Below are 21,380 nucleotides of genomic sequence, written 5' to 3'. Positions count from 1 at the left end.
TGTTCGGCGGGGGCTGTTGCGCCCGCCGGTTTTCGGGGGGCGTTCTATGATCATTGCTATCGACGGGCCCGCCGCCAGCGGCAAGGGCACGCTGGCGCGGCGACTGGCCCGCTTTTTCAATCTGGCTTATCTGGATACCGGCTCGCTTTACCGGGCGGTGGGCCTTCAGGTGCTGCGCGCGGGCGGTGATCCGGCCGATCCGGTGGCCGCCGAAGCGGCGGCGCGCGCGCTGGACCGCACCCTGCTGGATGATCCGGCCCTGCGCGCGGAAGGCGCGGGGAAAGCGGCCAGCCAGGTGGCTGCCGTGCCTGCCGTGCGCCAGGCGCTGCTGGATTTCCAGCGTGATTTTGCCGCCCGTCCGCCGGGCGGGTGCGCCGGGGCCGTGCTGGATGGCCGGGATATCGGCACCAATGTGTGCCCGGATGCGGATGTGAAGCTGTTTGTCACCGCCAGCGCGGAGGAACGGGCCCGTCGGCGCACGCAGGAACTGTCGGATCGCTCGGACCCGGCGGCCTATGACCGGGTGCTGGCTGATATCCGCCGCCGCGATGCCCGTGACAGCGATCGCGCCACCAACCCGTTGCGCCCGGCGGAAGATGCGCTCTTGCTTGATACCACGGATTTGGATATAGACGCGGTGTTTGACAGAGCTGCGGCGGAGGTCCGCCATGTTCTGGCCAAGGCCCCCTGAACGGGGCCGCGCCGGATGCAGTTCCAACAGCCTGGACGCTGAACAGACCGGGCCGGTGGCCGCCCCTGGCACAAGGGTGTGGGCCGCTGGTGCCCGATTTTCGTTTGTCGCACGGGCTTCCGGGTACAGAAAAGGTCGGATGGGCCGGCCTTGCGGAACCCCCGGAAGAAGACCGCCGGAGCCAACCGGCAGGCACGCAAATCCGCACCGAAACAAGGACTGAACCAGACATGACCGACCAGATGACCATGCCGTCTCAGGAAGAATTTGAGGCGCTGCTCAATGAAACCCTGCCGGAAGATGGCGGCTTTGAAGGCCGCGTGGTACGGGGCACCGTCAGCCGCATCGAAAACGATTTTGCCATTGTGGATATCGGCCTGAAGGCCGAAGGCCGTGTGCCGCTGAAGGAATTTGGCCGACCCGGCGGCGAAAGCGAAGTGGGCGAAGGCGACACCGTGGAAGTGTTCGTCGAGCGCGTCGAGAACGCCATGGGCGAAGCCATCCTGTCCCGCGACAAGGCCCGCCGCGAAGAGGCGTGGGAACAGCTTGAAAAAGCCTTCGAGAATGACAGCCGCGTTGACGGCGTGATCTTTGGCCGCGTTAAGGGTGGCTTCACGGTGGACCTGAACGGCGCCGTAGCCTTCCTGCCGGGCAGCCAGGTGGACATTCGCCCCGTGCGCGACGTGACCCCGCTGATGAACATTACCCAGCCCTTCCAGATCCTGAAGATGGACCGTCGCCGCGGCAATATCGTCGTGTCCCGCCGCGCCGTGCTGGAAGAGGATCGGGCCGAGCAGCGCGCCGAGCTGATGTCCAAGCTGAAGGAAGGCGATGCCGTGGAAGGTGTGGTCAAGAACATCACCGATTATGGCGCCTTTGTGGACCTGGGCGGCATAGACGGCCTGCTGCACGTGACCGACATGTCCTGGCGCCGGGTCAGCCACCCCACCGAGGTTCTGTCCATCGGCGAGACCGTGAAGGTGCAGGTGGTGCGCATCAACCCGGAAACCCAGCGTATCAGCCTGGGTATGAAGCAGCTTGAGGACGATCCCTGGCAGGGCATCGAAGCGAAGTACCCGCAGGGCGTCAAGTTCACCGGTACCGTCACCAATATCACCGACTATGGCGCTTTCGTGGAGCTGGAGCCGGGTGTCGAGGGCCTGGTGCACGTTTCCGAGATGAGCTGGGTGAAGAAGAATGTTCATCCGGGCAAGATCGTCTCCACCAGCCAGGAAGTGGAAGTGATGGTGCTGGATGTGGACCCGGTGAAGCGGCGCATCTCGCTTGGTCTCAAGCAGTGCGGCGAAAATCCGTGGGAAGCCTTTGCATCCAGCCACCCCGCCGGCACCGAAATCGAGGGCGAGATCAAGAACATCACCGAATTCGGTCTGTTCATCGGCCTGGAAAACGACGTGGACGGCATGGTGCACCTGTCCGACCTGGACTGGGAGCGCCCCGGCGAAGAGGTCATCAAGGAATACAAGAAGGGCGACGTGGTCAAAGCCGTCGTGCTGGACGTGGACACGGACAAGGAACGCATCAGCCTGGGCATCAAGCAGCTCAGCGGCGACCCCTTCCAGGCCATTGCCGGCAAGAAGCGCGGTGATCGTGTGACCGTCAAGGTAACCGAGGTGAACGAGAACGGCGTTGAAGTGGACGTGGGCGAAACCGGCGTGACCAGCTTCATCCGTCGCTCCGATCTGGCCCGCGACCGGGACGATCAGCGCCCTGAGCGTTTCTCCGTCGGCGACAAGCTGGATGCCATGGTTACCGGCATCGACAAGGGCTCCCGCCGTCTGAACCTGTCCATGAAGGCGCTGGAAGTGGCGGAAGAAAAAGAGGCCGTGCAGCAGTATGGCTCCGCCGATTCGGGTGCAAGTCTGGGCGATATTCTGGGCGCCGCCCTGGAAAAAGCCAAGGACGACAAGGACGAATAGTCCCCGTCTCCTGGCCCGGATGATCTCTTCCGGGCCGCGCGGAATCAGGGGCCGCCCCAGCCTTTTTCGGGCCGGGGCGGCCCCTTTTTCGTGTCTGCCGCCGTCCGGCTGTGGCTTTGATGCTGTGTTTGCGGGGGCACAAAATCCAGCATGGTGAGCGGCTTACTTGACGCCCCGTGGTGCCGGTGGCACCCTTTTCAGGCTTTAAGGCGGCGCAGGGCAATATGGGCACCGGGCAGCGTCGCGGGGGGAGCACGCATGATCAAATCCGAACTTATCCAGCGTATCGCCGACGCCAATCCCCATCTCTATCATCGGGATGTGGAGCGGCTGGTCTCCACCATTTTCGAAGAAATCACCGAGGCTCTGGTGGATGGCCGCCGTGTGGAGCTGCGGGGCTTTGGCGCGTTTTCCATCAAGGAACGGCCCGCCCGCACCGGGCGCAATCCGCGCACCGGCGAAAAGGTGGATGTGGCCGCCAAGCGGGTTCCGTATTTCAAGACCGGCAAGGACCTGAGGGAACGCCTGAATGAATAGACTTGCAGGTGACGCCAGGCATTGTCCCGTCGGGGGGCGGTGATGGCCGGTACCTTCACTGTCATGATGCGGCGCCTGGGCTGGCTTGTTCTGGGCGTGGCGCTGGTGGCCTTTTCCGTGGTGAACCGGGAAGCGGTCCCTCTTGCCATACCTTTTGTGGGCTCGCTTGCCGTGCCGCTTTTTCTGATTTTTTATGCGGGTATCTTTTTCGGCCTGCTGGTGGCGGGCCTGATCACCGGCTGGCTGCGGTTGAAGGGCTTCACCCGGCGCCGACAGGCGGAGCGCCGCGCCCGGCATCTGGAAAAGCAGGTGGGTGATCTCAGCGAGGACGCGCACCGCTTCCGTGCCGCGCAGGCCCATGCCAGGGCGAGCGACGGCGACGGCAGGGAAAACGGCACGGGCGACAGCATGGGGGAGACCCCGTCGCTGACCGGCCGATGACCCCTGAGACCCCTGAGCCCGGCCGGTCAATCGGGCACAGCCGCCTGTATGTGGCGCTGGACACCACCGATCGCGTCCGCGCGCGCGCGCTGGCGGATGCGCTGGCGCCGCTGGGCTGCGGTATCAAGCTGGGGCTGGAATTTTTCTGCGCCGAAGGGCCGGACGGCGTGCGCCATGTGGCGGCCACCGGCGCGCCCCTGTTCCTGGACCTGAAACTGCACGACATTCCCAACACCGTGGCGGGTGGCGTGCGGGCCGTGGTGCCACTGGGCGCCCGCCTGCTGACCGTTCACGCCGCCGGCGGCCCGGCCATGATGGAAGCCGCCGCCCAGACCGCGCGTTCCGTTGCCGCCACCGCTGGCCTGCCGCGCCCGCATGTGATCGGGGTCAGCGTGCTGACGTCGCTGGATCGCGGCGATCTGGCGGCGGTGGGTGTGGGCCATGATGTGCCTGATCAGGTGGCCCGTCTGGGCGCCCTGGCCGAAGCCAGCGGGCTGGATGGCATGGTGTGCTCGCCCCGCGAAGTGGCCATGCTGCGCGGCGTGGTCGGGCCGGACTTTCAGCTTATCGTTCCCGGCATCCGCCCGGCGGGGGCCACAAGCGGTGACCAGAAGCGTGTGATGACTCCTGAGGACGCCGTTGCCGCCGGGGCGGACAGCCTGGTGGTGGGCCGTCCCATCACGCAGGCTGATGATCCGGTGGCCGCCGCCCGCCGGATCATGGACATGCTGCCCCCTGCCGGGGTGTCTGTCCTGTGAGGATCGCAGCCGTTGGCGTGGGCAAGCGGGCGGTCACGGTCCTCAATCTGTTGACCGATGCACTCCCCGACGCGCGGGTCATTGCCTGCGTGGACCCGGATGGCGGCATGATTCCCGCCCTGCGCCGGGCGGACGGCCTGACGGTTCATGACGACCTGCCTCACATGCTTGACGGGGAGACGGCGGACCTGCTCTTCGTGGGATCGCCCAATCATCTGCATCTGGATCACATCGCGGCGGGCCTGGAAGCCGGGCTGCGCGTGTTCACGGAAAAACCGGCGGTGATCAGTCTGGCCCAGACCTGGCGCCTGTGCGACCTGCTGGCCCGCCACGGCGCGGACCGGGTCATGGTGGGGCTGGTTCTGCGCTATGCCCCCATTGTGCGGCAGTTGATGGACGCCATCCACCGGGGCTGGATCGGGCCGATTGCCTCCATCGAGGCCAGCGAACTGATCGAGCCGGACCACGGCGCCTTTTTCCGGCGGGACTGGCGGCGCATCAGCGCCCTGTCCGGCGGGTTCATGCTGGAAAAATGCTGCCACGATCTGGACCTTTACCAATGGGTCACCGGCGAGCGCCCGGTTCAGGTGGCCAGTTTCGGTGGTCGGCAGGCGCTTTCGGGTGCGGCCCCGGCCTCGGGCCCGCTTTCACACGGGCCGGACAAACCCCACCTCAAGACCCGCTGGAACGCGGACGGCGCGGCGGACATTGTGGACCATCAGAGCGCGCTTTTGCGCTTCGGGTCGGGCGCGACCATGACCTTTCACACCAATATGAATGCGCCGGATGAACAGCGCCGCTTCTGCATTGTGGGCGCGCGCGGCATGGCGGAGGGCGACCTGCATCGCGGCGTGCTCACCGTGACCGATGCCGCCACCGGGGAGGCCCGGCTCAGCGAATCCTTTGCCGGGGAACCTTCGGGCCATTATGGGGCCGACGAGATGATGGCGCGGGATCTGGCGGCGCACCTGTCCGGGACGGGCGAGTCGCTGCCCGTGTCCATTCTGGATGCGCTGGAGGCGGGCATTGTGGCCCTGTCGCTGGATGAGGCGCGCCGATCCGGTTCGGTGGTGGACCTGCGGCCTCATTGGCAGCGGCTGGATGCATACGGCCTGCGCCCGCCCCCCGGCAGCGCGGGCGGCTGACCGGCGCGGCGGATCAGGGCGTGGCTGGACCCTGCTGCGGGTTCACGCGGGTGACCTTGAACCCCGCATCCCTCAGAAGCTGAACCAGCGACTCGTCCCCCACCAAGTGGGCGCTGCCCACCGCCACGGTGAAATAGCCGGGCTTGGCCAGCAAGTCTTCAACCTTGTCCACCCAGGCGTGGTTGCGGTCATAGAGCAGGGCCTTGGCCAGATTCGGGTGGTCCTTCAGTTCTTCATTGAGCAGCCGGTTCATTTCCGTGGCATTGCCGGTCAGCCAGGCATTTGTCAGCTTTTCCATCAGCGTGCCGGCGCGTTCCGCGTCCTTCAATGCCTCGCGCAGAAAGGCGGCGCCATCATCCCCGCCCAGCGCGGCGAGCATTTTCACCTGATCCTCGGCTTTTTCAAGGCCGTGGACCGGGGTGCCGTTCTGCTGCGCCAGCCGGGTCAGGGTGGCTTCCACCCCGTTGGCGGGGCGATATCCCATCTGGGTGAAGCGCATATTGGTGATGGAAAAGGCCGCCAGCCACGGTTTCATGCGGTTGAACTGCTGCTTTACCCGCTCCGGCGCCTCGAAGCTGTCCAGGCTGTTCATCAGTGACTGATAAAGCGCATCCGGGATATGGGCTTTCAGGCTGTCATCTTCCGGGTAGAAGCCGTATTCGATGAATAGCGGCTCCATCACCTGGCGGGTGTTCGCCTGCGGTGCCAGCTCCATGTACAGGGCGTCGCTGGCGCGCACCAGATCGGCGGCATCGCCGTCGGTCCAGTCCGTGCCGGGCTTGAGCACATGCACCGTGCCATAGAGATTGATGGTGGTGTCGGCGTCGCTCACGGTCCAGTGCAGGTCCGCGCGCGCGGGCAGGGCCAGCAGACCCAGACCGATCAAGGACAGGGCGGTCAGGGCCAAGGTGCTCAGGCGGGTAAGGGTGCTCAGGCGGGTCATGGTGTCTCCTTGGCGTTCAGGGCCGGGATAATCAGGGGCGGCGGGAAAGCGCCCGCCCGTTCATGGGTGCCATGGTGCGGGCCCCCGGATGAATACAGGCTGAGCAACCCTGATAGCAGACCGGGGCACGCCTGTCAGGTGGCCGGTTGGGTGGCGGCTTTGCCCGCCCGGCAGACCGGGCCCCTTGAGCACGGGTTTTTCCCCTTGTCAGGGCGCGGGCGGGCTAGTATATAGCCGCCTTCACGACCGGCGGGCCGGCCGATAAGGGCTGCCGCGATCCGCCGTATCCGCATCACTCAAATAAGAGGATCGCCGAAATGCCCAAGATGAAGACCAAATCGAGCGTGAAGAAACGCTTCCGGCTGACCGCGACGGGCAAGGTTCGCGCCACCCAGAGCGGCAAGCAGCACGGCATGATCAAGCGGACCAACAAGCAGATCCGCAACCAGCGCGGCACCACCGTGCTCAAGGCGTGCGACGCGCAGATCGTCAAGAAGTTCATGCCCTACGGCGACTGAATAACCGGACCCATTTCTTCAGGAGACACAAACAATGGCACGCGTAAAACGCGGGGTGACCTCCCACGCTCGTCACAAAAAGGTTCTGGAAGACGCCAAAGGCTATCGTGGCCGGCGCAAGAATACCATCAAGGTGGCCCGGCAGGCCGTTGAAAAGGCCGGCCAGTACGCCTATCGGGACCGCAAGGCCCGCAAGCGCACCTTCCGCAAGCTGTGGATCGCCCGGATCAATGCCGGTGCGCGTCAGTATGGTCTGCCCTATGGTCAGTTCATGCACGGCCTGAAACTGGCCGGTATCGAGCTGGACCGCAAGGTTCTGGCCGATCTGGCCGTGCGGGAGCCCGCGGGCTTCGAAGCACTGGTGGATCAGGCCAAGGCCGCCCTCAAGGGCTGATGACCGGGGCCCGCCGCGGCCTTTGGTGAAAGCCGATATCGGCAAAGAGGGGGCGTGCCGCCAGCACGGCCCCTTTTTTCGCGCCGATTCGGCCCCCTTCTTCCTCGCGGATGAGAGACATATGTCATGCAGGACGAAATTGACGCGCTGAAAACCAGCCTGATTCAGGATATCGAGGCGGCGGACAGCCTGGATGCGCTGGATGCGGTTCGGGTGGCTGCCCTGGGCAAGAAAGGCAAGGTTTCCGAAAAGATGCGCGGCCTTGGCGGCATGTCCCCGGAGGAGCGCAAGGTGGCCGGGCCCGCGCTCAATGCCCTGAAGGCCGATATCGCGGACGCCATCGCCCGTCGCAAGGCCGCGCTGGAAGAGATCGAGCTGGCCGCCCGGTTGGCGGCGGAAGCGGTGGATGTGACCCTGCCGGTGGCACCGGTGGGGGGCGGCACCATCCATCCGGTCAGCCAGGTGATGGATGAACTGGCGGAAATCTTCGCGGGTCTCGGCTTCGATGTGGCCGAGGGCCCGGACCTGGAAACCGATTTTCACAATTTCACCGCGCTGAACATTCCCCCGGAGCACCCCGCCCGGCAGATGCACGACACCTTTTATCTGAAGGCACCTTTGGGGGAAGAGCGCAAGGTGCTGCGCACCCATACCAGCCCGGTGCAGATACGCACCATGCTGAACCAGGCGCCGCCCATCCGGGTGATCGCGCCGGGGCGCACCTATCGTTCCGATTCGGATGCCACCCACACGCCCATGTTCCATCAGGTGGAAGGGCTGGTGATCGACACGGACACTCACCTGGGCCACCTCAAGGGCACGCTGGAGGCGTTTCTCAAGGCGTTTTTCGAACTGGACAGCGTGACCCTGCGCTTCCGGCCCAGCTATTTCCCTTTCACCGAGCCCAGCATGGAAGTGGATGTGCAGTGTCATTTCGGTGACGGAACGGTGAAGATCGGCGACGGCAATGACTGGCTGGAAGTGCTGGGCTCCGGCATGGTGCATCCCAATGTGCTCATCGCCTGCGACCTGGACCCGTCCCGCTATCAGGGCTTTGCCTTTGGCTGCGGCATCGATCGGCTGGCCATGCTGAAATACGGCATGAACGACCTGCGCGCCTTTTTCGACAGCGATCTGCGCTGGCTGCGCCATTACGGCTTCAAGAGCCTGGACATTCCCACCACTGCCGGAGGGCTGAGCTGATGAAATTCACACTGAGCTGGCTCAGGGATCATCTGGATTTCGATGCCCCGCTGGAAACGCTGACTGACACCCTGACCCGCATCGGGCTGGAAGTGGACGGGGTGGAAAACCCGGCTGATCGGCTGGCCGCCTTCACCATTGCCGAAGTGGTGGCGGCAAAGCCCCACCCGGATGCGGACAAGCTGAAGGTGTGCACCGTCAATACGGGCAGCGAAACGGTGCAGGTGGTGTGCGGCGCGCCCAATGCCCGCGCCGGCATGAAGGCCGTTCTGGGGCGCCCCGGCACCTATGTTCCCGGCATCGATATGACGCTGAAAAAGGCGAAAATCCGGGGTGTGGACTCGGTCGGTATGATGTGTTCCGCCCGCGAACTGGAACTGGGCGAGGACCATGACGGCATTCTGGACCTGCCCGCGGATGCGCCGGTGGGCGAAGTCTATGCAAGCTGGGCCGGGCTGGACGACCCGGTGATCGATATCGACATCACGCCCAACCGGCAGGATTGCCTGGGCGTGTACGGGATCGCCCGTGACCTGGCCGCTGCCGGGCTTGGAACGCTCAGGCCGCTGGCCGAACCCCATGTGGACGGGGCTTTTGACGCCCTGACCACCGTGGCCCGCACCCTGCCCGAAGAGGCGGCGGATGCCTGCCCCTATTTCGTGGCACGGGATTTCCGGGGGCTGGCGAACGGCGAAAGCCCGGCCTGGATGCAGGATCGGCTGACGGCCATCGGGCTAAGGCCCATTTCCGCCCTGGTGGACATCACCAATTATATCAGCATCGATCTGGGCCGCCCGCTGCACATATTCGACCGGGCGAAGCTGACCGGCGATCTGACTGTGCGGCTGGCCGAGGCGGGCGAATCATTCCTGGCGCTGGACGGCAAGACCTATACCGCCGAGGGCGGCGAGACCGTGATCGCGGACGAGGCGGGCATTCAGGCTTTTGGCGGCGTCATCGGGGCGGAGGCCACCGGCTGCGATGAGGCCACCACCGATGCGGTGCTGGAAGTGGCGCTGTTCGATCCCGTACGCACGGCCATGACGGGCCGCAGGCACGGCATCATCACCGACGCCCGCTATCGCTTCGAGCGGGGCGTGGACCCGCAGTTCGTGGATCGCGGCGTGCATATCGCTTCCGAGATGATTTTGCGGCTTTGCGGCGGGCAGGCGTCGGTTCCGGCATCCGCCGGGCATCCGCCGCGTTTCGAGCACAGCGTGTCTTTCCGCCCCGAGCGGATCGCAACGCTGGGCGGGCTGGATGTGCCCGCCGGGAAAACGCTCGCCATTCTGGAAAGCCTGGGCTTTCAGGTGTCCGGCGACGGCCCGCTGACCGTGCAGGTTCCAAGCTGGCGCCGGGACATTGTGGGCGAACCGGACCTGGTGGAGGAAGTGCTGCGCATCGTGGGGCTGGACAGCGTGCCCGTGGCAGCCCTGCCGCCGCGCACCCACAGCATGGGCAGCACGCTCAGCCCGGCGCAGAAGCGGGCGCGCACGGCCCGTCGCGCGCTGGCCGGGATCGGTTTCAACGAAGCGGTCACCTGGTCCTTTCTGGCGCGGGATCATGCCCGCCTGTTCGGTGGCGGTGATGACAGCCTGTGCCTGGACAATCCCATTTCCAGTGATCTGGACTGTATGCGCCCGTCCATTCTGCCGGGTCTGGCACTGGCGGCCCAACGCAACCGGGACCGGGGCGCGGATGCGGTGCGGCTGGCGGAAGTGGGGCCGGCCTATGTATCGGCGCTTGAAGACGGTCAGGAACTGCACGCCAGCGGCCTGCGCGCCGGTGTGACCGCTGGCCGCCACTGGCGCACGGAAAGCCGGGCGGTGGACGTGTTCGATGCCAAGGCCGACGCGCTGTCCGTGCTGGCCGCCGTGGGGGCGCCGGTGGACAGCCTTCAGGTGTTCCCGCACGACAGTGCCGATCCCGCCATGGGGGCCTATCATCCGGGGCGCAGCGGCACTCTTCGGCTGGGGCCGAAAACGGTCCTGGCCCGATTCGGGGAGATTCACCCCGCCGCCCTGAAGGCGCTGGATGTGGAAGGCCCGCTGGCGGCCTTTGAAGTGCTGCTGGACCGGCTTCCCCGCCCCCGAAAGGGGATCGGGCGCGGCGCGTTGAACGTGTCCAATCTGCAATCGGTGCGGCGGGATTTCGCCTTTGTGGTGGATGAGGGCGTGCCGGTGGCCGATCTGGTTCGCGCCGCGCGGGGGGCCGACAAGGCGGCCATCAGCGCGGTGGACGTGTTCGACGTGTATCAGGGAAAGGGCGTGCCGGAGGGGCAGAAATCCGTGGCGCTGAGCGTGACCCTGACACCCACCGGGCAGACCTTCTCCGAGGCCGGGATCGAGGCGATCGCCGGGCGCATTCAGGCGGCTGCCCACAAGACAACCGGGGCTACGCTCCGGGGCTGAGCCGTGAACCCACTTGACGTCAGCCAAAGGCTTGTGGACAGTAATGTGTCGGCGCCGTCGGTGGCCGTCCCGTCCTGGGGTCTGCGCAGGGGTATGGCTGCCGGTATTTTGTGGAGACAGGAGCGTTGCCGGACAAGTCCAAAGCGGGCAAGGAAAAGACTGGGCAGTTGCCGCTGCGCCTTCGGTTGAAGGCGTGGTGGGAAGGCTATGATCAGGAGGATCTGGCCAAGCGCTGGCAGGAATTCCAGCCGGACGCGCCAGAGCCGGAGCCCGACAAGAAAGCCGCCAAGTCCCAGGACACGGAGCAGGCCAGGCCCGCACCGGTGCCGGATGACTCCGTCCCCATGGACCCGTGGGACGCGGAAAAGATCAATATCGCTCAATATATCTGGGGCGAAGGCTATTGCGGGCCTGGCGGGCCGGAGCATGTGGTGGCCATGTCCAAGTTGATGGCCCTGTCGCCGGAGATGTCCATGCTTCAGATCGGTGCCGAGATCGGCGGCCCGGCGCGGGTTCTGGCGGATCGTTTCGGGGTCTGGATCACCGGCTATGAGGAAAGCCCGTCCATGGTGGACAAGGGCAATCAGATGTCCGTGATGAAGGGCGTTGAGAAGAAAGCCCATCTGGAGCACTGGGAGCCCGACAATTTTGACGGCTTCGAGCGTAAATTCGATCGGGCGCTCGCCAAGGAAGCCTTCTTCACCATCGAAAACAAGCGCATGGTGCTGGAGCAGATTGAGGAAAAGCTCAAACCCGGCGGACTGATCCTGATCACCGATTATGTGATCGGCTCGGAAGCCACCTATGGCAAGACCGAGTTCAAGGAATGGAAAGTGGGCGAACGCCGCAATCCCTATCCCGTTCTGGCCGACGATCTGGTGGAAATGCTGAAGCATGTGCGCCTGCAAGTGCGCGTGTCGGAGGACATTTCCGATACCTATGTGGACATGATCAACAAGGCATGGGCGGGGGCCGATGAAGTGGCCGCCAGGCTGGCCAAGGAAGAAGGCGGCGACCGCATGATCCAGATGCTGATGCGGGAAGCGGAATTCTGGACCCGTCGCAAGAAGATGCTGGAAAGTGGTGATCTCAAGCTCTGGCGGATCGTGGCCAACAAGAAAGCGGGCGGCCCGTCCATGATGTCGGACTGGTAGCGCGACGCACCGATCATTGCTTCCGGGGTTTTTTCTGGGGCTTTTTGGGGGCCGTATCCCGTTGCCGTGGCGGTGCCTTTATCCGGCCCGGCCCGGCTTTTTCAAGGATCGGCGCGCCAGTTGAATGCCTGAAAAGATCAACACGGCCCCCACCAGATGCGCCCAGCCAAGGGCCTCTCCGAATATGAGCCAGGCCAGCAGGGCGGCTACCACCGGCTGGATCAGCAGGGACAGGGAGCCCATGGCGGCGGGCAGGTGGGCCAGCCCGAACATGATCAGGCTTTGCCCCAGCACATGGGTCACCAGCCCAAGCCCGATCAGCGGCAGCCAGCCAGCCGCCGTGGCGGGCACGAACGCCCCCGTTTCGCTGAGCGCGAGCGGCAGCAGGAACAGCGCCGTTACCACGCCGGAGCCCGCCATCACCACGGCGGTGGGATGGCGCTGGCGCACCCGCCCGCCGCTGATCAGATAGCCCGCATAAGCAAAGGCCGTGGCCAGCCCCAGAAGGTCGCCGCCCAGATTGTCCGGCGATACTTCCGCGCTTTGCCCGATCAGCGTGGCGGCCCCGGCCAGGGCCAGCAGCAGGCCGATATAGAAGCGCCCCTGGAACCGGTCGCCGAAAAAGACCAGTCCGGCCAGCGCGGTCAGGACCGCCGACATATTGGCAAGCAAGGTGGCATTGGCCACCGTGGTGCCCGCCACCGCCCAGTGCCACAGCGCCATGTCAGCCGCGAACCAGAAGCCCACCAGCGCCAGATCGCGCATGGTTCGGCCATGGGGCGGGCGCGGCGGGCGGGTCTCGTTCGGGGTGCGGCTCAGTGTCCACCATGCCCAGAGCAGCAGGGCCGGGCTGGCCAGTGTCATGCGCCAGAAGGCGGCGCTGGTGGGGGTAACCGGGGCCAGCCGCATGAAAATGGCCGCCGACCCGATGGCGGCGCCCCCGGCAAGCACCGCCAGGAACCCTTTTTGCAGGTCGGTCATATGGCTGAAATCCCCCGTCTGTCCCCCGGATGTCCTCAATACCCCTGATCGGCGCTTATCACGCCCCCGTGAGGGCGGCAAGGCTTGAAACCGGGGGGTGGCGCCCTCACACTCTGGACCGAGGGATTGTCACCCAGATGAGGGAGAGACCATGCATACGGAAAAGACGGTACCGGTTCAGGAAAGCTGGAAAGCCGACACACACTGTACCGAGGCGCAGTACAAGGCGCTGTATGAACAAAGCATTTCGGACCCGGAAGGGTTCTGGCTGGAGCAGGCCCGGCGGATCGACTGGATCAAGGCGCCCACGACCGCGAAAAATACCGACTTTACCGGCGATGTGTCGATCCGGTGGTTCGAGGACGGCACGCTGAACGCCAGCGTCAATTGTCTGGACCGGCACCTGCCGGAGCGGGCGGCGGACACCGCCCTGATCTTTGAGGGCGACGAACCGGGGCAGGACAGCCACATCAGTTACGGCGAACTGCATGAGGCGGTCTGCCGGCTGGCCAATGTCCTGAAAGACCGGGGCGTGAAAAAGGGTGATCGGGTAACGATCTATATGCCCATGGTGCCCGAAGCGGTCACCGCCATGCTGGCCTGCGCCCGTATCGGCGCGGTTCATTCGGTGGTCTTTGGCGGATTTTCCCCGGACTCGCTCGCTGGCCGGATCGAGGATTGCGGCAGCCGGGTGGTGATCACCGCGGACGAGGGCGTGCGCGGCGGCAAGACGGTGCCGCTGAAGGCCAATGTGGATGCCGCCTGCGACAAGGCGGGGGGCGTTGACAGCGTGATCATGGTCACGCGCACAGGCGCCGATGTGACCTGGGTGGATGGCCGCGACGTGGTCTATGAAAAGGCCGTGGCGGCTGTGTCCGCCACTTGCGAACCGGTGGAAATGAAGGCGGAAGACCCGCTTTTTATCCTCTATACCAGCGGCTCCACCGGCAAGCCCAAGGGCGTGCTGCACACCACCGGCGGCTATATGGTCTGGACCGCGCTGACCCATGAATATGTGTTCGATTACAAGCCGGGGGAGGTCTATTGGTGCACGGCGGATGTGGGCTGGATCACCGGCCACAGCTATATCGTCTATGGCCCGCTGGCCAATGGCGCCACCAGCCTGGTTTTTGAAGGCGTGCCCACCTATCCCGATGCGGGCCGTTTCTGGCAGGTGGTGGCCCGGCACAAGGTGAACATTTTTTATACCGCGCCCACGGCGATCCGGGCTCTGGAGAAATATGGCGATGAGCCGGTCAAGGCGCACGACCGGTCCAGCCTGCGCCTTCTTGGCACGGTTGGCGAACCGATCAACCCCGATGCCTGGTGGTGGTATTTCGACACGGTGGGCGAAGGGCGCTGCCCGGTCGTGGATACCTGGTGGCAGACCGAGACCGGCGGCATCATGATCGCGCCACTGCCCGGCGCCACGGACCTGAAGCCCGGCTCGGCCACGCGGCCCTTTTTTGGCATCAAGCCCGCCCTGATGGATGCGGAAGGCAAGGAGATCACCGGCGCCGGTGACGGCAATCTGGTGATCACCGATAGCTGGCCCGGCCAGATGCGCACGGTTTACGGCGATCACGAACGTTTCCGGCAGACCTATTTCTCGGCCTATGAGGGGCTTTATTTCACCGGCGACGGGTGCCGCCGCGATCAGGACGGCTATTACTGGATCACCGGGCGGGTGGACGATGTGATCAATGTGTCCGGCCACCGCATGGGCACGGCGGAAGTGGAAGCCGCGCTGGATGCCCACGACAAGGTGAACGAGTCCGCCGTGGTGGGCTATCCCCATGATGTGAAGGGGCAGGGCATCTATGCCTATGTGAGCCTGCCCGAAGGGGTGGACTGGAACGATGATCTCGCCCATGATCTGCGCCAATGGGTGCGCAAGGAAATCGGCCCCATCGCCAGCCCGGACCTGATACAATACGCGCCGGGGTTGCCCAAGACCCGCTCCGGTAAGATCATGCGCCGAATCCTGCGCAAGATCGCCGAGGATGCACCCGATCAGTTGGGGGATACATCCACTCTGGCCGATCCGGGGGTGGTTGATGACCTGATCGAAAACCGCTTGAATAAAGCCAGTGATTGACCAGCCTTAGGGCGACAAGGGAGAAGACAGACATGCATAAGCGCGTATCCACAACCGTTCGGGCGGCGCTCGTGGGGGTGCTGGTGGGGGGTGCCTTCACCAGCGCCGCCACGGCTCTGGACCAGCACGGCGAAAGCCCGTCCCCGGCATTGAAGGCCGCGATCGCGGACAACCCTCATCGCAAGGACGGGGACAGCGACCGGGACCAATACCGCCACCCGCTGGAAACCCTTGCCTTTTTCGGCATTGACAGCGACGACACCGTGGCCGAGGTGAACCCCGGCGGTGGCTGGTACAGCCGCATTCTGGCGCCGCTGTTGAAAGAAGACGGCCAGTATATCGGGCTGGAACACAATCCCGAACTCTATAAGGACTGGGACCGCTATTACAAATCGCTGAAGGCCTATCCCGACAAGGTGGCCGCCGAAAAGGGCGCCATGTATGGTGAAAACGCCGTCGCCACCTTCATCCCGGCGGATGAAGGCCTGCCGGTGGCAGCAGGCAGCGTGGACGTGGTAACGGTGGTGCGTGCCATGCATAACTGGCTGCGCCGGGATTTCATGGATCAGGGGCTTGAGCAGGTGCACGGCATTCTCAAGGATGGCGGCACGCTGGGCGTGGTGCAGCACCGCGCGCCGAAAGACTTTGAAGGGGACCCGATCGTCTGGGCCCGCAAGGGGCGCTGGAACCAGGACATGCTGGTGGCGCGGATCGAGGCCGCGGGGTTCGAACTGGTGGAGTCCAGCGAGATCAACGCCAATCCCAAGGATGAAAAGAACTATCCCAGCGGTGTCTGGACTCTGCCGCCCACCCTGGCGCTGGGGGACGAAAACCGGGACAGCTATCTGGCTGTGGGGGAAAGTGACCGGATGACCCTGAAATTCCGCAAGGTGGCGCAGGACTGAGGCGCGCCACCGTTTCGGTAATGACACAATCAAGGGCTCCGGCGCCGTGCCGGGGCCCTTTTCGCGGTCACGCCAGCGGCTGTTCAGGTTACAGACTGTCCAGCCAGCGCCGTGTGGCCGCCGCCGCCAGCCCGGCCATATGGGCGCGGTCATGGCCGCTGCGCTTTGGCGGGGTCAGGTCATGGTCGCCGCCGTCCAGCCAGTTGAGCGATACCGCATCCGGCAGGGGCAGGCGGGTTATCAGGTCCGGCTTGCCGAACGGGTCCCGTGTGCCGTGATGGATCAGTAGGGGGCGGGCGAGATCGGCGAAATGGCCGGTGCGCAGCCGATCCGGCTTGCCCGGCGGATGGAACGGATAGCCGAAGCAGACCCCGCCCATCACATCCGGCCCCACCATGTCCGATACCGGCCCCGCCGCACCGGCCAGCAGCAGGCTGGCCATGCGCCCGCCCATGGATTTACCCGCCAGCAGCATGGGGGTGCCCGTGGGGCTTTCGCCGCGCGCGGCGGCCAGGGCGGCGCCAAAGCGGGCCAGCAGGGCGGGTTGGCGATCCGGCGGGCGACGGCGCCCTTCCTGTTCCGCGCGTTCCATATAGTGGAAGGCAAAGCGCGCCACCCGGAAACCCGCCATGGTCAGGGCGTTTGCCAGGTCCAGCATGGCGGGGCTCGCGGGGCCCGCCCCGGCACCATGAGCCAGCACGATCACGGCGTGGCCCGGCCTGCCGGACCAGAACAGCGGCGGCGATGTCGGCATGTTTGCGGTGGGTGTGTTTTTTGCGGGATTTGTTATGGCTGACCTGCGTTTCCGGCTTTTCATGCGTGCATGGCGAGCTTAGCATGAGGAAAGCGAGGGAGACAGCGCGTGCGTCATCTTTATATTCTGCGCCATGCCAAATCCGACTGGGGCGATTATACCCTCAGCGATCAGGAACGCCCCCTGAATGCCCGCGGGCGGTCGGCGGCGGCGCTTCTGGGGCGCTATTTTCACAGCGTGGGGCTGGCGCCGGATCTGGTGCTGGTCAGCCCCGCCGTGCGCGCGGTGCAGACCGTGAACCGGCTGGTGGAAGCGGGCGGCTTTTCCTGGCCCCAGCATATGGAATCACGCCTCTATCTGGCGGACACCCGCACCTTGCTGGACCTGATCGGCGAACGCACGCCCGATGTGGACCGGCTGATGCTGGTGGGGCATAATCCGGGCCTGCATGATCTTGCCGTATCATTGGCCGGGTCCGGGGACGCGGCTTTGCGGCGCTCACTGGCGGCCAAGCTGCCCACCGGCGGCCTGGTGGAGCTGATGTTCGACCCGGCGGACGCCCCGCCCCGCCTGGGCAGCGGCCATCTGGTGCGGTTCGTTACGCCGAAGTCTTTGACGAAGGCTTAGTTGTCTGGCCGCGTCGCGTGGCGTAGGCTGCGCTCTGGCGCCTGAACGAAAGGGCGCTGTTCGGGGTATCACCCGTTTTTCGGGATTCGGAGGTGGGAGTGAGCAAACACGTTCTTGCGTGCCTTGTGCTGCTGTGCCCCATGTTATGGGCCTGCGATCCGGGCCCGCAGGTGCCCGCCCGACCGCCTGTGGAACCGGGCACCCGTGCGGTGGTCCTGCGGGACGGGCTGCAACTGGTCTCCCATGTGACCGATGTGGTGGGCAAGCTGGTGCGCACGGAAGTGCACTGGCGGGGTGAGCCGATTCAAAGCCGTTTGCGCTATCGCGGCCTGATCACCGTGGGGGGCACCGAACGGGGCCATCAGTTCGAACTGGATGTGCCGCAGGAGCGGCTGGAAGCCCTGTTTCCGCTGAGCGTGGGCAAGCGGGCGGAACTGACCGGCGCCCTGCTGCTGGTGGATCAGGGGCGCCGGTTCGATGCCCGCCTGCTGGTGGAGGTGGCGGGCAAGGAGCAGATCATGCTCAAGTCCGGCCCGCACGAGGTGTTCCGGGTGCGCGTTTCCAACAGCTATAGCGATGCGTCCGGCACCCGGATCGTCAGGCAGCAGCTTTATTATGCCCCGGCCCTGGCCATGGTGCTCAAATCCCATGTGCGCCGTGGGCAGCGGGAAAGCATCTGGCGGGTGCTGAGCGTGGAAAAACCCGGCGACAGCCAGCGCACCCCCACCCCCCTGCAAAAGCAGCGCTCCGGCACCGTCATGATCTAGCCCGAAAAAGCCATCCGCGCCTCCGCCGCCACGCCCCGGACCTATCCGACGGGCGCGACCGCGCCCCGCCGCCCCTGCGGCGCCCTCGCGGAGCGGTGAGCGCCAGCGAACAAGCGTGAGCGGTAAAGTAACAAAAGCGCGCGACCGCGCCCCGCCGCCCCTGCGGCGCCCCCGCGGAGCGCGTGCTTAGCACGCTTGCGTGAGCGGAACAGTCCCCTCTACCGCCATCCCGCCTTTGCTGGATGAGCGGAGGCCACAAGCGTGGCCCGCGGCCAGTGCCGCGCCCCCGCGGAGCGCGCGCGACAGCGCGCTTGCGTGAGCGATAAACAGAGCCCCCCTATTTAAACACCACGGTGCGGTCGTTATTGGGCAGGATGCGGTGTTGGGCGTGCCAGCGCACGGCGCGCACAAGCACACGGCTTTCGATATCGCGGCCAATGTCCACCAGTTGTTCGGGGGTCATGGTGTGATCCACCCGTTCCACCTCCTGCTCGATGATGGGGCCTTCATCCAGATCGGCGGTTACATAATGGGCGGTGGCGCCGATGATCTTCACGCCGCGCCGATATGCCTGATGATAGGGCTTGGCGCCCTTGAAACCGGGCAGGAAGCTGTGGTGAATGTTGATGCAGCGGCCTTCCAGCGTGGCGGCGAAGCGATCCGACAGGATTTGCATATAGCGCGCCAGCACCACCAGTTCGGCGTCCGCCTCGTCGATCACGGCCTTGAAGCGGGCTTCCTGTTCGGATCGGGTATCGGGGGTCACGGGCAGGTGCTCGAAGCGCAGGCCGTACCATTCCACCAGCGCCCGGCAGTCCTCATGGTTGGAGACCACGGCGGCAATATCGATGGGCAGGGTGCCCAGATGCCAGCGGTGCAGCAGATTGTTCAGGCAGTGGCTGGATCGGGAGACCGCGATCACCGTGCGCGCCGGACGGTCGGCCCGGACCATCTGCCAAGCCATGTCCCGGCGCCGGGCGAGGGCGCCGAAATCCTCCTTCAGGCTGTCGCTGTCCAGCGTGCGCCCGTCATTGGCGCGAAAGACGATGCGCATGAAAAAGCGCTTGCTGACCGGGCAGCCAAAGGACTGGGTATCGGTGATGAAGGCCCCGTGCCGCGCGAGAAAGCCGGTTACATCGGCGGAAATGCCTGCGCTGTCGGGGCAGTGGGCCACCAGAACATGCTGTGTATCAGCTTTTTGGGTCATGCGGGTGTACCTTATGGCGCGCGCCCATGGGCGGGGCCGGGCGCGGTCATTGTTCGGGATTGTTCAGGTGTTGGGGTCTAGCCCGGTCGGGCGGTGCCTGCAAGCCCCGCCCGACCGGTGCGGGATCATTGCCGCTGGGCCGCGCTTTGCTGACGGGCCGCCTTGAACGGGTTGCCGGCTCGCCATTCCGGCCAGTCCGCGCTGTTGGCCACGCGCCAGCCCACCTGTTCCATGGCTTCCAGGTCCATGACCGCGCCGGTCCAGTCCCAGCCGGGCTGCCATTCGTCGAAGGGTGTGTGATACAGGTCCGAGACATAATGCGCCTTCTGTTCCGTCATGTATTCGGCGCCTTTTTCCGCGTGTTCGGTGCCGGTATCCAGATAAAGCGCGGGCACGCCTTTCTTGGCGAAGGCGAAGTGATCGGATCGGAAATAGAAGCCCTGTTCCGGGTTGGGATAGGGGCTGATGGTGCGGCCCTGTGCGTTCACCGCTTCCTGCAGGGTGTCTTCAAGGTTGCTGGAGCCGCGCCCGATCACGGTCACGTCTTTTGTCTCCCCCAGCGGCAACAGCACGTCCGTGTTCAGCAGGGCTGCGGTTTTCGCCAGGGGGAAGGCGGGGTTGGCGGCATAATGATAGGCGCCCAGCAGGCCCTGTTCTTCCGCGCCCACCAGCAGGAAGGTGACGGATCGAGCCGACCGGCTGTCCCGCGTGGCCATGCGCTCGGCGATTTCCAGCACGCCCGCCACGCCGGAGGCATTGTCCCGCGCGCCGTTATAGATGGTGTCCCCGTCCACCGCGGGGCCGGTGCCCAGATGGTCCCAGTGGGCGGTGTAGATCACCTGTTCTTGAGGCCGTTCGGCGCCTTCAAGGGTGGCCGCCACATTGACCGTCTGCGAGCGTTCCAGCGTGTTGTTCACGCCGACGGATGCCTTGAGGCCCATATTCACCGGAATGAAGCCGGGTTTGGAGGCGGCTTTCTTCAGGCCCTCATAATCCAGCCCCGCCTTTTCGAACATTTCCTCGGCGACGAATTTCTGTACCCAGCCCTCGATCGCCACGCGGGACATGTTCTTGTCTTCCCGCACCAGATCGAACTGTGGGCCGGACCAGCTATTTTCCACCACTGACCAGCCATAGGAGGCCGGGGCGGTTTCGTGGATGATGATGGCGCCGTCGGCGCCCTGCCGGGCGGCTTCCTCATATTTGTAGGTCCAGCGGCCATAATAGGTCATGGCATTGCCGTTGAACACGTTCGGGTCCTGTGTGGCGAAACCGGGATCATTGACCAGGATCACGGCGGTCTTGCCCGTCATGTCCAGGCCTGCATAGTCGTTCCAGCCATATTCCGGGGCGTCGATGCCATAGCCCACGAAAACCAGCTCGCTGTCCTCGATCGCGGCCTGTTCCACCACACGGGTGGTCCACACCATCATTTCGTTTCCGTATTGATAGGAAAGGGGCGTGTCCGCGCCGGTCACGTCAAGCGTGGCATCCCCCGCGGCGGTGATGGAGACAAGGGGCACGGTCTGGGTGTAGCTGTCGCCAAAGGTGGGGCTGAGGCCGAGCCGCTGGAACTGGTCGGTCAGATATTGCACGGTTTTTTCCGCCGCCGGGCCGCTGGGCGGGCGGCCGCCAAAGGCGTCGCTGGCCAGGGTTCTGGTGTGGCGGTCCAGATCGTCCGCGCTGATGGCGGGCTTGAAGTCCGTCTCGGCCTGCTGCCCGGCCTTTTCGGTTTTGTGGCTGCTGTCACTGTCGCCGGTCTGATTGCCGTCGCAGGCGGTCAAAAGGCCCGTCAGGGCGGCGAGGGTCAGGGCGTGTTTCATCATGGCGCGCATCCTTGTGCCTGAAATCGATTGCGGAAGAGCCTAGGCAAAAGCGGCGCCCAAGGAAAGGGGCGGGGCGCATGAAG

General features: G+C 65.1%; 20 protein-coding genes. 15 read left to right on the top strand and 5 right to left on the bottom strand.

The genetic code is table 11. The features are described 5' to 3' along the window. Window positions 1–46 precede the first annotated feature (46 nt). The 6 genes from cmk (at window position 47) to WGH93_RS01020 (ending at window position 5,509) form a co-directional block, all read left to right on the top strand. Entirely contained in the window at window positions 47–691 is a 645-nt protein-coding gene (gene cmk / locus WGH93_RS01045) for a (d)CMP kinase (protein WP_374762985.1), read from the top strand. A gap of 230 nt (window positions 692–921) precedes the next feature. Next, on the top strand, window positions 922–2,628 hold the full coding sequence (rpsA, locus tag WGH93_RS01040; protein ID WP_445530147.1) for a 30S ribosomal protein S1: 1,707 nt from the start codon (window positions 922–924) through the stop codon (window positions 2,626–2,628). Window positions 2,629–2,886: 258 nt separating this feature from the next. Further along, the gene (locus tag WGH93_RS01035; protein ID WP_374762984.1) at window positions 2,887–3,165 is read left to right on the top strand and encodes an integration host factor subunit beta; all 279 of its coding nucleotides are present in this window, start codon (window positions 2,887–2,889) and stop codon (window positions 3,163–3,165) included. Between the two features lie 42 nt (window positions 3,166–3,207). Continuing rightward, window positions 3,208–3,606 (top strand): hypothetical protein, encoded by a 399-nt coding sequence (locus WGH93_RS01030; RefSeq protein WP_374762983.1) that lies wholly within the window; start codon window positions 3,208–3,210, stop codon window positions 3,604–3,606. Then, window positions 3,603–4,364: an orotidine-5'-phosphate decarboxylase gene (gene pyrF, locus WGH93_RS01025; RefSeq protein ID WP_374762982.1), complete on the top strand. Its 762-nt coding sequence runs from the start codon at window positions 3,603–3,605 to the stop codon at window positions 4,362–4,364. The genes WGH93_RS01030 and pyrF overlap by 4 nt, the downstream gene beginning before the upstream one ends. Next, complete coding sequence (locus WGH93_RS01020) at window positions 4,361–5,509, top strand: Gfo/Idh/MocA family protein (RefSeq protein ID WP_374762981.1); 1,149 nt, start codon at window positions 4,361–4,363, stop codon at window positions 5,507–5,509. Before pyrF ends, WGH93_RS01020 begins: the two co-directional genes overlap by 4 nt. A gap of 13 nt (window positions 5,510–5,522) precedes the next feature. On the opposite strand, the gene WGH93_RS01015 is transcribed toward WGH93_RS01020, so the two are convergent. Then, window positions 5,523–6,452, bottom strand: coding sequence for a TraB/GumN family protein (locus tag WGH93_RS01015; protein ID WP_374762980.1), 930 nt, complete (start codon window positions 6,450–6,452; stop codon window positions 5,523–5,525). A gap of 317 nt (window positions 6,453–6,769) precedes the next feature. Between WGH93_RS01015 and rpmI the strand changes: the two genes are divergently transcribed. The 5 genes from rpmI (at window position 6,770) to WGH93_RS00990 (ending at window position 12,132) form a co-directional block, all read left to right on the top strand. Further along, window positions 6,770–6,970 carry a 50S ribosomal protein L35 gene (gene rpmI, locus WGH93_RS01010; RefSeq protein WP_374762979.1) on the top strand — a complete coding sequence of 67 codons (201 nt, stop codon included), beginning with the start codon at window positions 6,770–6,772 and terminating at the stop codon, window positions 6,968–6,970. A 34-nt stretch (window positions 6,971–7,004) separates the two neighbouring features. Continuing rightward, window positions 7,005–7,364 (top strand): 50S ribosomal protein L20, encoded by a 360-nt coding sequence (gene rplT, locus WGH93_RS01005; RefSeq protein WP_374762978.1) that lies wholly within the window; start codon window positions 7,005–7,007, stop codon window positions 7,362–7,364. A gap of 126 nt (window positions 7,365–7,490) precedes the next feature. Then, window positions 7,491–8,567 (top strand): phenylalanine--tRNA ligase subunit alpha, encoded by a 1,077-nt coding sequence (pheS, locus tag WGH93_RS01000; protein ID WP_374762977.1) that lies wholly within the window; start codon window positions 7,491–7,493, stop codon window positions 8,565–8,567. Further along, on the top strand, window positions 8,567–10,978 hold the full coding sequence (gene pheT / locus WGH93_RS00995; protein WP_374762976.1) for a phenylalanine--tRNA ligase subunit beta: 2,412 nt from the start codon (window positions 8,567–8,569) through the stop codon (window positions 10,976–10,978). Before pheS ends, pheT begins: the two co-directional genes overlap by 1 nt. A 125-nt stretch (window positions 10,979–11,103) precedes the next feature. Continuing rightward, window positions 11,104–12,132, top strand: coding sequence for a methyltransferase domain-containing protein (locus WGH93_RS00990; RefSeq protein WP_374762975.1), 1,029 nt, complete (start codon window positions 11,104–11,106; stop codon window positions 12,130–12,132). Between the two features lie 78 nt (window positions 12,133–12,210). Here WGH93_RS00990 and WGH93_RS00985 read toward each other — a convergent pair whose 3' ends face one another. Further along, complete coding sequence (locus WGH93_RS00985) at window positions 12,211–13,113, bottom strand: DMT family transporter (RefSeq protein ID WP_374762974.1); 903 nt, start codon at window positions 13,111–13,113, stop codon at window positions 12,211–12,213. A 151-nt stretch (window positions 13,114–13,264) separates the two neighbouring features. On the opposite strand from WGH93_RS00985, the gene acs reads away from it, so the two are divergent. Both acs and WGH93_RS00975 read left to right on the top strand, forming a co-directional pair. Beyond that, window positions 13,265–15,211 (top strand): acetate--CoA ligase, encoded by a 1,947-nt coding sequence (gene acs, locus WGH93_RS00980; RefSeq protein ID WP_374762973.1) that lies wholly within the window; start codon window positions 13,265–13,267, stop codon window positions 15,209–15,211. A gap of 32 nt (window positions 15,212–15,243) precedes the next feature. Further along, a complete protein-coding gene (locus WGH93_RS00975; RefSeq protein WP_374762972.1) occupies window positions 15,244–16,116 on the top strand; it encodes a class I SAM-dependent methyltransferase in 873 nt (290 codons plus the stop codon). Between the two features lie 88 nt (window positions 16,117–16,204). Here WGH93_RS00975 and WGH93_RS00970 read toward each other — a convergent pair whose 3' ends face one another. Next, a complete protein-coding gene (locus tag WGH93_RS00970; RefSeq protein ID WP_374762971.1) occupies window positions 16,205–16,870 on the bottom strand; it encodes an alpha/beta family hydrolase in 666 nt (221 codons plus the stop codon). 108 nt (window positions 16,871–16,978) lie between these two features. Here WGH93_RS00970 and WGH93_RS00965 point away from each other — a divergent pair, with 108 nt between their 5' ends. Continuing rightward, a complete protein-coding gene (locus tag WGH93_RS00965) occupies window positions 16,979–17,497 on the top strand; it encodes a SixA phosphatase family protein (RefSeq protein WP_374762970.1) in 519 nt (172 codons plus the stop codon). 98 nt (window positions 17,498–17,595) lie between these two features. Continuing rightward, entirely contained in the window at window positions 17,596–18,264 is a 669-nt protein-coding gene (locus WGH93_RS00960) for a hypothetical protein (RefSeq protein ID WP_374762969.1), read from the top strand. 337 nt (window positions 18,265–18,601) lie between these two features. On the opposite strand, the gene purU is transcribed toward WGH93_RS00960, so the two are convergent. Both purU and WGH93_RS00950 read right to left on the bottom strand, forming a co-directional pair. Continuing rightward, window positions 18,602–19,471 carry a formyltetrahydrofolate deformylase gene (purU, locus tag WGH93_RS00955; protein WP_374762968.1) on the bottom strand — a complete coding sequence of 290 codons (870 nt, stop codon included), beginning with the start codon at window positions 19,469–19,471 and terminating at the stop codon, window positions 18,602–18,604. 125 nt (window positions 19,472–19,596) lie between these two features. Beyond that, complete coding sequence (locus tag WGH93_RS00950; protein ID WP_374763212.1) at window positions 19,597–21,294, bottom strand: M28 family metallopeptidase; 1,698 nt, start codon at window positions 21,292–21,294, stop codon at window positions 19,597–19,599. Window positions 21,295–21,380 lie beyond the last annotated feature (86 nt).

Origin of the sequence: Yunchengibacter salinarum, assembly GCF_037658235.1 — a bacterium.
Lineage (GTDB): Bacteria > Pseudomonadota > Alphaproteobacteria > Sphingomonadales > Kordiimonadaceae > Yunchengibacter > Yunchengibacter salinarum.
Note: the sequence above shows the minus strand (reverse complement) of the source record. Positions and strands in the feature narration are given on the sequence as shown.

Excerpts from the sequence above, each read along its gene's own strand:
- cmk (WP_374762985.1), top strand. The coding sequence starts at position 47 with ATGATCATTGCTATCGACGGGCCCGCCGCCAGCGGCAAGGGCACGCTG.
- rpsA (WP_445530147.1), top strand. The coding sequence starts at position 922 with ATGACCGACCAGATGACCATGCCGTCTCAGGAAGAATTTGAGGCGCTG.
- WGH93_RS01035 (WP_374762984.1), top strand. The coding sequence starts at position 2,887 with ATGATCAAATCCGAACTTATCCAGCGTATCGCCGACGCCAATCCCCAT.
- WGH93_RS01030 (WP_374762983.1), top strand. The coding sequence starts at position 3,208 with ATGGCCGGTACCTTCACTGTCATGATGCGGCGCCTGGGCTGGCTTGTT.
- pyrF (WP_374762982.1), top strand. The coding sequence starts at position 3,603 with ATGACCCCTGAGACCCCTGAGCCCGGCCGGTCAATCGGGCACAGCCGC.
- WGH93_RS01015 (WP_374762980.1), bottom strand. The coding sequence starts at position 6,452 with ATGACCCGCCTGAGCACCCTTACCCGCCTGAGCACCTTGGCCCTGACC.
- rpmI (WP_374762979.1), top strand. The coding sequence starts at position 6,770 with ATGCCCAAGATGAAGACCAAATCGAGCGTGAAGAAACGCTTCCGGCTG.
- rplT (WP_374762978.1), top strand. The coding sequence starts at position 7,005 with ATGGCACGCGTAAAACGCGGGGTGACCTCCCACGCTCGTCACAAAAAG.
- pheS (WP_374762977.1), top strand. The coding sequence starts at position 7,491 with ATGCAGGACGAAATTGACGCGCTGAAAACCAGCCTGATTCAGGATATC.
- pheT (WP_374762976.1), top strand. The coding sequence starts at position 8,567 with ATGAAATTCACACTGAGCTGGCTCAGGGATCATCTGGATTTCGATGCC.
- WGH93_RS00985 (WP_374762974.1), bottom strand. The coding sequence starts at position 13,113 with ATGACCGACCTGCAAAAAGGGTTCCTGGCGGTGCTTGCCGGGGGCGCC.
- acs (WP_374762973.1), top strand. The coding sequence starts at position 13,265 with ATGCATACGGAAAAGACGGTACCGGTTCAGGAAAGCTGGAAAGCCGAC.
- WGH93_RS00975 (WP_374762972.1), top strand. The coding sequence starts at position 15,244 with ATGCATAAGCGCGTATCCACAACCGTTCGGGCGGCGCTCGTGGGGGTG.
- WGH93_RS00970 (WP_374762971.1), bottom strand. The coding sequence starts at position 16,870 with ATGCCGACATCGCCGCCGCTGTTCTGGTCCGGCAGGCCGGGCCACGCC.
- purU (WP_374762968.1), bottom strand. The coding sequence starts at position 19,471 with ATGACCCAAAAAGCTGATACACAGCATGTTCTGGTGGCCCACTGCCCC.
- WGH93_RS00950 (WP_374763212.1), bottom strand. The coding sequence starts at position 21,294 with ATGAAACACGCCCTGACCCTCGCCGCCCTGACGGGCCTTTTGACCGCC.